Below are 13029 nucleotides of genomic sequence, written 5' to 3' on the forward strand. Positions count from 1 at the left end.
CATCGACTAAATGCATCTGTTCGCCCGCAGTGCTCGCAGTAAAAACACGCAAAAAAAAGCCCCGGCAGTGCCGAGGCTTTCAGATGATTGGCGTCCCCACGGGGATTCGAACCCCGGTGTCCACCGTGAAAGGGTGGTGTCCTAGGCCTCTAGACGATGGGGACGCGTATCAAAACCTGAGTTGTCATCCTGACGGCCTAATGCCAAGAGTGGTGGAGCCAGGCGGGATCGAACCGCCGACCTCCTGCATGCCATGCAGGCGCTCTCCCAGCTGAGCTATGGCCCCACGAAACTGAGAACGAAATGATAGCGGCCGGTTAAGGTTCGCGCAAGTGGTTTTTCATTCGGAATGAGACGGAGCGTGCGCCCGATACGGCACGCACGCTATGACTCAATTGACGCCGTGCAGATCGCGCAACTGTGTCTGCCGTGCACCGAAATACGCGGCCAGATCGGCGATGTCCTGGTCGCTCAACGCGGTGGCCTGCGCGGTCATCAACACGTGTTGGCGGTCACCGCTGCGGTAGGCCTGCAAGGCATGCGCAAGATAGTCGCCATACTGGCCGCCGAGTTTGGGATAGCTGGGGTCGATCGGCGCATTGCCATCGGCGCCGTGACAATCCACGCAGCTCTGGCCGGTGGCTTTGCCTTTCGCGTGAGCCAGCTTGTCGCCGGCGGCAGCGCGGCCGGTCGGCAGGCCGGCTGACGAGCCGGAGCCGTGCTCGCCGCTGGCGTGGCCGGCATCGCCGGCAGAGTGATCGGTGGATTCCACCTGGGATTGGGAGCAGGCCGCCAGCATCAGGGCAGCGACCAGGGCGATGGCTAGACGCGGAGCGTACAGGGCGTTCGTCATGTGGGCGCTTATTTGAGGGTGGACAGGTAGGCGGAGATATCGGCGATATCCTGCTCGGAAAAGCTCTGCGCCTGTGCCTGCATGGTCGGGTGTTTACGCTTGCCCTGGCGATATTCGGTCAGCGCCTGCGTGAGGTACTGGCTGGACTGGCCGCCGATCTTGGGCACGCGATAACTGGGGTAGGCGTTCTTGTAGCCGGTCACGCCATGGCAGCCCTGGCAGGTATAAGCCAGTAGCCGGCCATTCGACGGATTGCCGGTGGGCGCTGCAGGTACTGCCACCGCCGCGGCGGGCGCAGGCGTGGACGGAACTGCAGGCGGGATTGACGGTGTCGCTGATGCGCCCCCAAACGGCAGGAAGACGACCAGAGCGAGACAAGCGGCGAGCGGCTGCGGGCGCATGGTTTCGTATCCGGAAGACTGATTGAGCGTCCGCACGTGGGGGCGTGACGAACCGGTCCGAGTATGCCTGCGATTTGGCGCGGCGCAAACCGGGGGTGAATAGGCAAACTTGAACAGACCATGACCTTTGGCGCATTGGCGACATAATCGTTCGGGTGGTCTACTTGCCTACAACACCTGTTCACGCATCCACTAGGACACGACGATGTCGCCACTCTCTTTCTTGCCCGGCCGCAGCGGAACCTGCGCCGCCGCGTTGTTGATCACCACTAGCCTGCTGCTGGGCGGTTGCAAGACCGGAGACGGCGAGGCCAAGGCCGCCGAGGAAAAGAAAACCGTCGATGCGGTGCCGGTGGAAATCGCCAAGGCCGCGCGCCGTGCGGTAGCGGCCAGCTATACCGGCACCGCCGCCCTGGAGCCACGTGCCGAAGCACAGGTGGTGGCCAAGACGTCCGGCGTGGCATTGGCGGTGATGGTGGAAGAGGGGCAAAAAGTGTCGGCTGGCCAGGCATTGGTACGGCTGGACCCGGACCGCGCGCATCTGGCGGTGGCGCAAAGCGAGGCGCAATTGCGCAAGCTGGAAAACAGCTATCGCCGTGCCACGCAACTGGTCGGCCAGCAATTAGTCAGCGCCGCCGATGTCGACCAGCTCAAGTTCGATGTCGAAAACAGCCGCGCACAGTACCGGCTTGCATCGCTGGAGTTGTCCTACACCACGGTGCAGGCGCCGATTTCCGGGGTGATCGCCTCACGTTCGATCAAGACCGGCAACTTCGTGCAGATCAACACGCCGATCTTCCGCATCGTCGACGACTCGCAGCTGGAAGCCACGCTCAATGTGCCCGAGCGCGAACTGGCCACGCTCAAATCCGGCCAGCCGGTGACCTTGCTGGCCGACGCATTGCCGGGCCAGCAATTCATCGGCAAGGTCGACCGCATCGCGCCGGTGGTGGATTCGGGCAGCGGCACGTTCCGTGTGGTGTGTGCGTTCGGCCAGGGCGCCGAGGCGCTGCAGCCGGGCATGTTCGGGCGCATCCGCATCGATTACGACCAGCGCAAGGATGCCTTGGTGATCCCGCGCCTGGCGCTGCTGGACGATGGCGAACCGGCGGTGTTCGTGGTGCGCAATGGCAAGGCCAGCCGGGTGCCGGTGAAACTCGGTTATGCCGAAGGTCCGTGGCTGGAAGTGCGGCAAGGCCTGAAGGAAGGCGACCAGGTGGTCACCGCCGGCAAGGTGGCGCTGCGCGATGGCACAGCGGTGCAGATCATCGGCCAGCCTGAGCGCAAGCCGGTGGCTGCGGCGGCACCGGCAGCCGGCGACAACACCGGCAGCGATGAGAAACGCTCATGAGCGATCACGGCAACGCGCACGGACCCGTGCACGACCCGCACGCGCCTCTGCACGGAGGTGGTGGCGGTTTGGTGGCCTTCGCGACACGGCGGCGGGTGACCATTGCGATGATCACCGTGACCATGCTGCTGTTCGGGCTGATCGCGCTGCGTAGTCTCAAGGTCAATCTGCTGCCGGATCTGAGCTATCCCACGCTGACCGTGCGCACCGAGTACACCGGTGCGGCGCCGGCGGAAATCGAGACGCTGGTGACCGAGCCGGTGGAAGAAGCGGTCGGCGTGGTCAAGAACCTGCGCAAGCTCAAGTCGATCTCGCGCACCGGGCAAAGCGATGTGGTGCTGGAATTTGCCTGGGGCACCAACATGGACCAGGCCGGCCTGGAAGTGCGCGACAAGATGGAAGCCTTGTCGCTGCCGCTGGAAACCAAGCCGCCGGTGCTGTTGCGCTTCAATCCCTCGACCGAGCCGATCATGCGGCTTGCGCTGTCGCCCAAGCAGGCGCCGGCCTCCGACAGCGATGCGATTCGTCAGCTCACCGGCTTGCGTCGTTATGCCGACGAGGATCTGAAGAAGAAGCTCGAACCGGTGGCCGGCGTGGCCGCAGTCAAGGTCGGCGGCGGGCTGGAAGATGAGATCCAGGTCGATATCGACCAGCAGAAACTCGCCCAGCTCAATCTGCCGATCGACAACGTGATCACCCGGCTCAAGGAAGAGAACGTCAACATCTCCGGCGGCCGCCTGGAAGAAGGCTCGCAGCGGTATCTGGTGCGCACCGTCAACCAGTTCGTGGATCTGGACGAGATCCGCAACATGCTGGTGACCACGCAAAGCAGCAGCGGCAGCGCGGCGGAAGCAGCGATGCAGCAGATGTATGCGATTGCCGCATCCACCGGCTCGCAGGCGGCATTGGCTGCGGCGGCCGAAGTGCAGAGCACCTCGTCGTCGGCCAGCAGCAGCATTGCCGGCGGCATGCCTGTGCGTTTGAAAGATGTGGCCGAGGTGCGCCAGGGCTACAAGGAACGCGAGGCGATCATCCGCCTGGGCGGCAAGGAAACGGTGGAACTGGCGATCTACAAGGAAGGCGATGCCAATACCGTGTCCACGGCGGCTGCGTTGCGCAAGCGCTTGGAGCAGCTCAAGGCGACCGTGCCCGGCGATGTGGAAATCACCACCATCGAGGACCAGTCGCACTTCATCGAACACGCGATCAGCGACGTCAAGAAGGATGCGGTGATCGGTGGCGTGCTGGCGATCCTGATCATCTTCTTGTTCCTGCGCGATGGCTGGAGCACGTTTGTGATCAGCCTGTCGTTGCCGGTGTCGATCATCACCACGTTCTTCTTCATGGGCCAGTTGGGACTGAGCCTCAACGTGATGTCGCTGGGCGGATTGGCGCTGGCGACCGGTTTGGTGGTGGACGATTCGATCGTGGTGCTGGAAAGCATTGCCAAGGCGCGCGAACGTGGCTTGAGCGTGCTGGATGCCGCGATTGCCGGCACCCGCGAAGTCAGCATGGCGGTGATGGCCTCCACGCTGACCACGATTGCGGTGTTTCTGCCGCTGGTGTTTGTCGAAGGCATTGCCGGGCAGCTGTTCCGCGACCAGGCGATGACGGTGGCGATTGCGATCGCGATTTCGCTGGTGGTGTCGATGACGCTGATTCCGATGTTGAGTTCGCTCAAGGGCGCGCCGCCGATGGCGTTCCCGGACGAGCCGAGCCATCCGCAGTGGCAGCCGGAGCAGCGCTGGCTCAAGCCGGTGGCCGCAGGCCGGCGTGGCGCGGGTGCGAGCGTGCGCTATGCGTTCTTCGGTGCGGCGTGGACGGTGGTCAAGCTCTGGCGTGGCATCGCGCGGGTGGTGTCGCCGGTGATGCGCAAGGCCAGCGACCTGGCGATGGCGCCGTATGGGCGTGCCGAGCGTGGTTATCTGGCGATGCTGCCGGCGGCGTTGCGTCGACCCGGGTTGGTACTGGGATTGGCAGCGGCTGCGTTTATCGGCACGGTGTTTCTGGTGCCGATGCTAGGCGCGGACCTGATCCCGCAGCTGGCGCAGGACCGTTTTGAAATGACCGTGAAGCTGCCTTCCGGCACGCCGCTGGCGCAGACCGATGCGTTGGTGCGCGAGTTGCAGCTGGCGCACGACAAGGACCCGGGCATCGCCTCGTTGTATGGCGTCAGCGGCAGCGGCACGCGGCTGGATGCCAACCCCACCGAGAGCGGCGAGAACATCGGCAAGCTCACCGTGGTGATGGCCGGCGGCGGTAGTCCTGAAGTGGAAGCTGCGGCCACCGAGCGGCTGCGCAGTAGCATGGTCGGGCATCCTGGGGCACAGGTGGATTTTGCGCGGCCGGCGTTGTTCAGTTTTTCCACGCCGCTGGAAGTCGAGCTGCGTGGGCAGGATCTGGGCGAACTGGAACGCGCCGGGCAGAAGTTGGCGGCGATGCTGCGTGCCAATGGCCACTACGCTGACGTCAAATCGACGGTGGAAGAAGGCTTTCCGGAAATCCAGATCCGTTTCGATCAGGAACGCGCCGGTGCGTTGGGGTTGACCACGCGTCAGATCGCCGATGTCATCGTCAAGAAGGTGCGCGGCGATGTGGCCACGCGTTACAGCTTTCGCGATCGCAAGATCGATGTGCTGGTGCGTGCGCAACACAGCGACCGCGCCAGTGTGGAGGCGATCCGGCAGCTGATCGTCAACCCGGGCAGCAGCCGACCGGTGCGTCTGGCGGCGGTGGCCGAGGTGTTGGCGACGACCGGGCCAAGCGAGATCCATCGCGCCGACCAGACCCGCGTTGCGATCGTGTCGGCGAGCCTGCATGACATGGATCTGGGCGGTGCGGTGCGCGAGGTCGAGTCGATGGTGCGCAACAATCCGCTGGCCGCCGGGGTGGGCATGCATATCGGCGGGCAGGGCGAAGAGTTAGCGCAGTCGGTGAAGTCGCTGTTGTTCGCGTTCGGCCTGGCGATTTTTCTGGTCTATCTGGTGATGGCCTCGCAGTTCGAATCGCTGCTGCATCCGTTCGTCATCCTGTTCACCATTCCGCTGGCGATGGTCGGCGCGGTGCTGGCCTTGCTGATGACCGGCAAGCCGGTGTCGGTGGTGGTATTCATCGGTTTGATCCTGCTGGTGGGGCTGGTGACCAAGAACGCGATCATCCTGATCGACAAGGTCAACCAGTTGCGCGAGGAGGGCGTGCCCAAGCGCGAGGCCTTGATCGAAGGCGCGCGTTCGCGGTTGCGGCCGATCGTGATGACCACGCTGTGCACGCTGTTCGGCTTCCTGCCGCTGGCGGTGGCGATGGGCGAGGGCGCGGAAGTGCGCGCGCCGATGGCGATCACCGTGATCGGCGGCCTGCTGGTGTCCACGCTGCTGACCCTGTTGGTGATTCCGGTGGTGTACGACTTGCTGGATCGCCGCGCGGACGCGTACTACCTGGAGCGTGGCCGGCGCATGGCGCGGCAGCAGGCGCAGGCGCGCGATAACACCGACGGACTGGAGGCGCTATGAGCGTTGCCGCCTTCAGCATCCGTCGCCCGGTCACCACCATCATGTGCTTCGTGTCGCTGGTGGTGGTGGGGTTGATCGCCGCCTTCCGGCTGCCGCTGGAAGCACTGCCGGACATTTCCGCACCGTTCCTGTTCGTGCAACTGCCGTACACCGGCTCTACGCCGGACGAGGTGGAACGCAACCTGGTGCGGCCGGCCGAGGAAGCGCTGGCGACGATGACCGGCATCAAGCGCATGCGCTCCACTGCCACCGCCGATGGCGCGAATATCTTCATCGAGTTCTCTGACTGGGACCGCGACATCGCCATCGCTGCATCGGATGCGCGCGAGCGGCTGGATGCCATTCGCGATGATTTTCCGGAGGATCTGCAGCGCTTCCACATCTTCAAGTGGTCCAGCAGCGACGAGCCGGTACTCAAGGTGCGCCTGGCCAGCCAGACCGACTTGACCGGCGCGTATGACATGCTCGACCGCGAGTTCAAGCGGCGTATCGAACGGATTCCCGGCGTGGCCAAGGTGGAGATCTCCGGCGCACCGCCGAACGAGGTCGAGATCGCCATCGCGCCGGACCGGCTGACCGCGCACGACCTCAGCCTTAACGATCTGAGCGAGCGTCTGAGCAAGCTCAATTTCTCGGTATCTGCTGGCCAGATCGATGACAACGGCCAGCGCATCCGCGTGCAGCCGATCGGCGAACTGCGCGATCTGCAGGAGTTGCGCGATTTGGTGCTCAACGCAAAAGGACTGCGTTTGGGCGATATCGCCGAGGTGCGGCTGAAGCCGACGCGGATGAATTACGGGCGTCGTCTAGATGGACGCCCGGCGATCGGGTTGGATGTCTACAAGGAGCGCAGCGCCAACCTGGTGGACGTGTCCAAGGCCGCGTTGAAGGAAGTCGAAGATATCCGCGCCGAGCCTGCGATGCGCGATGTACAGGTCAAGGTGATCGACAACCAAGGCAAGGCGGTGACCTCATCGCTGGCCGAACTGGCCGAAGCCGGTGCAGTGGGCTTGCTGTTGTCGATCACGGTGCTGTTTTTCTTCCTGCGGCATTGGCCCTCGACGCTGATGGTGACGCTGGCGATTCCGATCTGCTTTGCGATCACGCTGGGCTTCATGTACTTCGTCGGCGTCACGCTCAACATCCTCACGATGATGGGCTTGCTGCTGGCGGTCGGCATGTTGGTGGACAATGCGGTGGTGGTGGTGGAAAGCATCTACCAGGAACGCGAGCGCATGCCGGGCCAACCGCAGCTGGCGGCGCTGCTGGGTACGCGCAGCGTGGCGATCGCGCTCAGTGCCGGCACCTTGTGTCACTGCATCGTGTTCGTGCCCAATCTGTTCGGCGAGACCAACAACATCAGCATCTTCATGGCGCAGATCGCGATCACCATTTCGGTGTCGCTGCTGGCGTCGTGGCTGGTGGCGATCAGCCTGATCCCGATGTTGTCGGCGCGCATGAAGACACCGCCGATGGTGACCTCCGAACATGGCGTGATCGCGCGGCTGCAGCGTCGCTATGCCAAGGTGCTGGCATGGACGCTTGCCCATCGCGGCTGGAGCGTGGCCGGCATCGTGTTGGTGAGCGCGATCAGCCTGGTGCCGATGAAGTTGACCAAGGTCGACATGTTCGGCGGCGATGGCGGCAACGAGGCCTTCATCCAGTACCAATGGAAAGGCTCGTACACGCATGAGCAGCTCGGCGAGGAAATCGGGCGAGTCGAAAACTTCCTGGAAGCCAATCGCGACAAGTACCACATCACCCAGGTGTATTCGTGGTTCAGCGAGGTGGAAGGCAGCAGCACCACGGTGACCTTTGACGCGAGCAAGATCAAGGACCTGCCGCCATTGCTGGAACAGATTCGCAAGGCCTTGCCGCGTTCGGCGCGCGCCGATTACAGCATCGGCAACCAGAGCGATGGCGGCAGCGGCAATCAAGGCATGCAGGTGCAGCTGGTCGGCGATTCGACCCATGCATTGCAGGCGTTGGCCGAGGACGTGATTCCATTGCTGGCACAGCGCAAGGAATTGCGCGATGTGCACGTGGACACCGGCGACCGCACCAGTGAGTTGGCGATCCGGGTGGACCGCGAGCGAGCGGCGGCCTTCGGTTTCAGTGCCGAGCAGGTGGCGAGTTTCGTCGGGCTGGCCTTGCGTGGTACGCCGCTGCGCGAGTTCCGCCGCGGCGACAACGAGGTGCCGGTTTGGGTGCGGTTTGCCGGCGCCGAACAGAGCAAGCCTGAGGATTTGGCCAGCTTCACGGTGCGTACCAAAGATGGACGCAGCGTGCCGTTGCTCAGTCTGGTGGACGTGCAGATTCGCCCGGCTGCCACGCAGATCGGCCGCACCAATCGGCAGACCACACTGACCATCAAGGCCAATCTGGCCGAAAAGGTGACCGTGCCGGAGGCACGTGCAGCGATGGAAAAACCGCTCAAGGCGATGAGCTTCCCGGCCGGTTACAGCTATACCTTCGACGGCGGCGATTATCAGAACGACGGCGAAGCGATGGGCCAGATGGTGTTCAATCTGGTGATCGCGCTGGTGATGATTTACGTGGTGATGGCGGCAGTGTTCGAGTCGCTGCTGTTTCCGGCAGCGATCATGAGTGGCGTGCTGTTTTCGATTTTCGGGGTGTTCTGGCTGTTCTGGATCACCGGCACTTCGTTCGGCATCATGTCCTTCATCGGCATTCTGGTGCTGATGGGGGTGGTGGTGAACAACGGCATCGTGATGATCGAGCACATCAACAATCTGCGCCGCCGCGGCATGGGCCGCACGCAGGCGTTGATCGAAGGCTCACGCGAGCGCTTGCGGCCGATCATGATGACAATGGGCACCGCGATCCTGGCGATGGTGCCCATCTCGCTGACCAGCACCACGATGTTCAGCGACGGCCCACCGTACTTTCCGATGGCCCGCGCGATCGCGGGCGGGTTGGCGTTTTCGACGGTAGTGAGCCTGCTGTTCCTGCCGACGATCTACGCGATTCTCGATGACATGAGCAACGGAGCAGCAGCGCTGGTACGACGTGCGCGTGGTGTGCCGAAGACGCCGCAGGCGAGCGCTGCTTTGGAGTCATAAGCAGTCAATCGTGCTGAGGTCTTTCATGACGTAAGTCATCGACCAGTGTGCTGGAGTCTTCAAACAACGCCAGGTACATAAAACCCCTCTCCCCTCGGGAGAGGGGTTGGGGTGAGGGTACGGTTTCTCCCGGTACAACCCGTCTGTCAGTTACTGGCTTCGGTGAGGGGCAGCAGCGCGGCCGGGGACTGGCTCCTCGGCTCGGTCAGACATCCTGTCTGACTCGCCGCCGCGGCACATCCCTGTGCCGCTCTCCGCCAATCCCCGGCCACGCTGCCGCCTCGGCGAGTCACTGCAACGCCTTAGTCAAGGCAAGCGAATACTCCTTCCTGTTTTCCATGACCTGCGCGATTTTCGATGACAGCAGCAGATCAGGGATCTGCTGGCGTGTCGTGGTACGCCGAAAACGCCACCGCCACGTAGCGCTCGAGTCTTGAACGTCATGAGCCGCCTGAAGCCCCTCTCCCGCCGGGAGAGGGGTTGGGGTGAGGGTACGATTCTCCGGGTACTGCCAAGTGCGCGGCTGTTGGTTACTGGCTTCGGTGAGGGGCAGCAGCGCGGCCGGGGATCGGCTCCTCGGCTCGGTCAGACATCCTGTCTGACTCGCCGCCGCAGCACATCCCTGTGCCGCTCTCCGCCAATCCCCAGCCACGCTGCCGCCTCGGCGAGTCGCCATCATGATCTTGATCAGGTAAGGCAATTTTTCAAAGCTTGGCGGGGATGTGCCCGACAGGAATCGCCGCTCCCCGTTCCGCCAACACAGGAACATTTGAAGAGCGGTCCGCGGGTGCCGGGGCAGGACCTTACACGACATGGCGCGTGTAAGAGCCCCCATGGATGGGTTCACGGCGTGTCCTGCCCCGGCGCCCGTGGACCGCTCCCACGCAGATCAAGGCGCCAGCCAACTACGCTTTCCTAAGCCAAATCAAAGCGAAAATAAACTGCGCTTTCCTCAATCACCTGAAAGCGCTAGCCAACCAGATTTCCTCAGCCAACCAGCTTTTTGTCACCAAATCAGCTTTCCACCGCAGCCCGGCTTTTCAACTCGCTGGATGCGGCGCCCAGAAATCAGCCCGCCCGCACCTGCCGAACGATCGCCGCCGCCTTGGCCGAGCTTTCCTTGACCTTGTCCCACTGACCCTGGGCCAACCAGTCTTTGGGCACCATCCACGAGCCGCCGATGCACACCACGTTCGGCTGCGACAGGAACTCTGCCGCGTTGGCTTCGCTGATGCCGCCGGTGGGGCACAGCTTGAGCTCAGACAATGGGCCGGCCAGCCCCTTGAGCATCTGCAGGCCGCCCACGGCGGTGGCCGGGAACAGCTTGCACACGCGGAAGCCCAGGCCCATCAGGGTCAGCAGTTCGGTCGGGGTGGCCGCGCCAGGCACGGCCGGAATCGGCGCATCGGCGAGCAGGCGTGCCAGCGGCGCGGGGGTGCCTGGGGTGACCAGAAAGTCCGCACCCGCATCCACCGACTGACGCAGTTGCAGCTCGCTCAGCACGGTGCCGGCGCCGATCACGATGTTGGGCAGTTCGCGTTTGAGCATGGCCAGCGCTTCGATCGCGATCGGGGTGCGCAAGGTCAGCTCGATCGCGGGCAGGCCGCCTTCGAGCAGCGCATCGGCGACGCGGCGCGCCTGGTCCAGCGTGTCCACTGTGACCACCGGCAGGATGCCGGCGTCGCGCAGCAGCTGTTCGGCGGTGTTTTGGGTCTGGGCAATCGTCATTGCAACTCCGTTAGACGGCGACCGCCAGGCGGTCGCTGAGAGGGAAGGGGATCAGGCGTCCTTGGACTCGTGCGGTGCCGCGGCTGCGGCGGCATCGGCACCGAGTTCGTACTCGGCGTCGTAGCTCCACAGCGCGCCGTCCTGATGGGTCGGGCCGCAGGAAATCGAGATCGCGCCCTGGTCGGCCGGGCCCACGACCTGGCGGTTGATGCCGAACAGGTTGCGGCCCAGGTCATTGCCGGCCACCGTGGTGTTCGGCGCGACGTCGCGCGATGCCCATTCTTCGGCCGAGACCAGCACTTCCAGCGTGCCGGCTTCGCCATCCAGGCGCACGATGTCGCCTTCGCGCACGCGCCCGATCGGACCGCCGCGTGCGGCTTCCGGGGTCATGTGGATCGCGGCCGGGAATTTGCCCGAGGCGCCGGACAAACGGCCGTCGGTGACCAGCGCCACACGCCGGCCCTGGTTCTGCAGCAGGCCCAGCAGCGGTGCCATCGAATGCAGTTCCGGCATGCCGTTGGCGCGTGGGCCCTGATAGCGCAGCACCACCACAAAATCGTGCGGCAGCACACCGGCGGCATGCAGTTTGTTGAGCACCTGCGGGGTATCGATCACTACCGCCGGCGCCTCGATGGTGCGGTGTTGCGGCTTGACCGCCGACAGCTTGATCAGCGAGCGGCCGAGATTGCCGCGCAACAGACGCAGCCCGCCTTGCGATTCGAATGCGGCGCTGACCGGACGCGCCACGCTGTCGTCGGCGGTGGTCGCAGTGCCGGGCACGTACACGACCTTGCCGTCCTGCAGCCGCGGCTCGTTGGCGTAGGCACGCATGCCGCCTTCGACCACGGTGGGGATGTCGTCGTGCATCATCCCGGCGTCCATCAGCTCGCGGAACACGAATGCCGTGCCGCCAGCGGCCTGAAAGCGGTTCACGTCGGCTTCGCCGTTCGGGTAGACGCGGGTCAGCAGCGGCACGGTCTGCGAGATCAGATCCATGTCGTCCCAGGTCAGCACGATGCCGGCCGCGCGCGCCACCGCAATCCAGTGGATGGTGTGGTTGGTCGAACCGCCGGTGGCCATCAGCGCGACCACGGCGTTGACGATGGCGCGCTCGTCGATCAGGCGGCCGAACGGGCGGAAGTCCTGACCCAATCCGGAAATCGCCAGCGCACGCGCGGTCCCCTCACGCGTCAGCGCATCGCGCAACGGCAGTTCCGGGTTGACGAACGAGGCGCCGGGCAACTGCACGCCCATCGCTTCGAGCAACACCTGGTTGGAGTTGGCGGTGCCGTAGAAGGTGCAGGTGCCGGGCGAGTGGTAAGACGCCGACTCGGCCTCCAGCAACTCGGCGCGAGTGGCTTCGCCGGCCGCATAGCGCTCGCGCACTTCGGCCTTCTGCTTGTTCGGAATGCCCGGCGTCATCGGGCCGGCCGGCATGAACAGCGCAGGCAGATGCCCGAACGCCAGCGCGCCGATCAGCAGGCCCGGCACGATCTTGTCGCACACGCCCAGATACACCACGCTGTCGAACATGTCGTGGCTGAGGCCGATGGCCGCGGCCTGGGCGATGTTGTCGCGCGAGAACAGCGACAGCTCCATGCCGGCACGGCCCTGGGTCACGCCGTCGCACATCGCCGGCACACCGCCGGCAACCTGTGCGGTGGCACCGAGCGCCCGCGCGGTCTCGCGGATCAGCTGCGGGTAATGCTCGAACGGCTGATGCGCCGACAGCATGTCGTTGTAGGCGGTGATGATGCCGAGGTTGGGTGTGGCCGCACCACGCAGGCGCGACTTGTCGGTCGGCTCGGACGCGGCAAACCCATGCGCAAGATTGCCGCAGCTCAAACGGCTACGGAACGGGCCCTCACGCAGGGCGGCATCGAGACCGGCCAGATACGCCGCGCGCGAGGGCGCGCTGCGCTTGCGGATACGGTCGGTGACAGCTTGGATATTCGGATGCAGGCTCATTGGCTACCGGCTATGAGAAACGGGGGGAAGGTAATCACGCTGTTCTTTCTTAGATGCCCGCACACGGATGTGAGGCTGTTGCGAGAAACTCGCACGTTTGAATCCCAGCACATGGAGGTGCGGGCTTTTGCGAGGG

Annotated in this window: 7 protein-coding genes and 2 tRNA genes; 3 read left to right on the top strand and 6 right to left on the bottom strand. The window is 64.3% G+C overall.

Annotated features, from left to right (window positions below):
- Nucleotides 1-88: 88 nt before the first annotated feature.
- The 4 genes from FFY45_RS07545 to FFY45_RS07560 all read right to left on the bottom strand — a co-directional run bounded on the left by FFY45_RS07545 (nucleotide 89) and on the right by FFY45_RS07560 (nucleotide 1254).
- Nucleotides 89-164 (bottom strand) — tRNA-Glu (locus FFY45_RS07545).
- Between the two features lie 46 nt (nucleotides 165-210).
- Nucleotides 211-286: transfer RNA gene (locus tag FFY45_RS07550), tRNA-Ala, on the bottom strand.
- 105 nt (nucleotides 287-391) lie between these two features.
- A complete protein-coding gene (locus FFY45_RS07555) occupies nucleotides 392-853 on the bottom strand; it encodes a c-type cytochrome (RefSeq protein WP_006452401.1) in 462 nt (153 codons plus the stop codon).
- Between the two features lie 8 nt (nucleotides 854-861).
- A complete protein-coding gene (locus FFY45_RS07560) occupies nucleotides 862-1254 on the bottom strand; it encodes a c-type cytochrome (protein ID WP_176339952.1) in 393 nt (130 codons plus the stop codon).
- Between the two features lie 205 nt (nucleotides 1255-1459).
- Between FFY45_RS07560 and FFY45_RS07565 the strand changes: the two genes are divergently transcribed.
- The 3 genes from FFY45_RS07565 to FFY45_RS07575 are packed head-to-tail and all read left to right on the top strand — an operon-like array spanning nucleotide 1460 to nucleotide 9197.
- Nucleotides 1460-2605 (top strand): efflux RND transporter periplasmic adaptor subunit, encoded by a 1146-nt coding sequence (locus FFY45_RS07565; protein ID WP_176339953.1) that lies wholly within the window; start codon nucleotides 1460-1462, stop codon nucleotides 2603-2605.
- On the top strand, nucleotides 2602-6114 hold the full coding sequence (locus FFY45_RS07570; protein WP_176339954.1) for an efflux RND transporter permease subunit: 3513 nt from the start codon (nucleotides 2602-2604) through the stop codon (nucleotides 6112-6114). Before FFY45_RS07565 ends, FFY45_RS07570 begins: the two co-directional genes overlap by 4 nt.
- Entirely contained in the window at nucleotides 6111-9197 is a 3087-nt protein-coding gene (locus FFY45_RS07575; RefSeq protein ID WP_176339955.1) for an efflux RND transporter permease subunit, read from the top strand. The genes FFY45_RS07570 and FFY45_RS07575 overlap by 4 nt, the downstream gene beginning before the upstream one ends.
- A gap of 1068 nt (nucleotides 9198-10265) precedes the next feature.
- Here FFY45_RS07575 and FFY45_RS07580 read toward each other — a convergent pair.
- Nucleotides 10266-10925, bottom strand: a complete 660-nt coding sequence (locus FFY45_RS07580) for a bifunctional 4-hydroxy-2-oxoglutarate aldolase/2-dehydro-3-deoxy-phosphogluconate aldolase (protein WP_023904102.1) — start codon at nucleotides 10923-10925, stop codon at nucleotides 10266-10268.
- 51 nt (nucleotides 10926-10976) lie between these two features.
- Entirely contained in the window at nucleotides 10977-12893 is a 1917-nt protein-coding gene (gene edd / locus FFY45_RS07585; RefSeq protein WP_176339956.1) for a phosphogluconate dehydratase, read from the bottom strand.
- Nucleotides 12894-13029: the final 136 nt, after the last annotated feature.

This window comes from Xanthomonas hortorum, from assembly GCF_011305375.1.
Lineage (GTDB): Bacteria > Pseudomonadota > Gammaproteobacteria > Xanthomonadales > Xanthomonadaceae > Xanthomonas > Xanthomonas hortorum_E.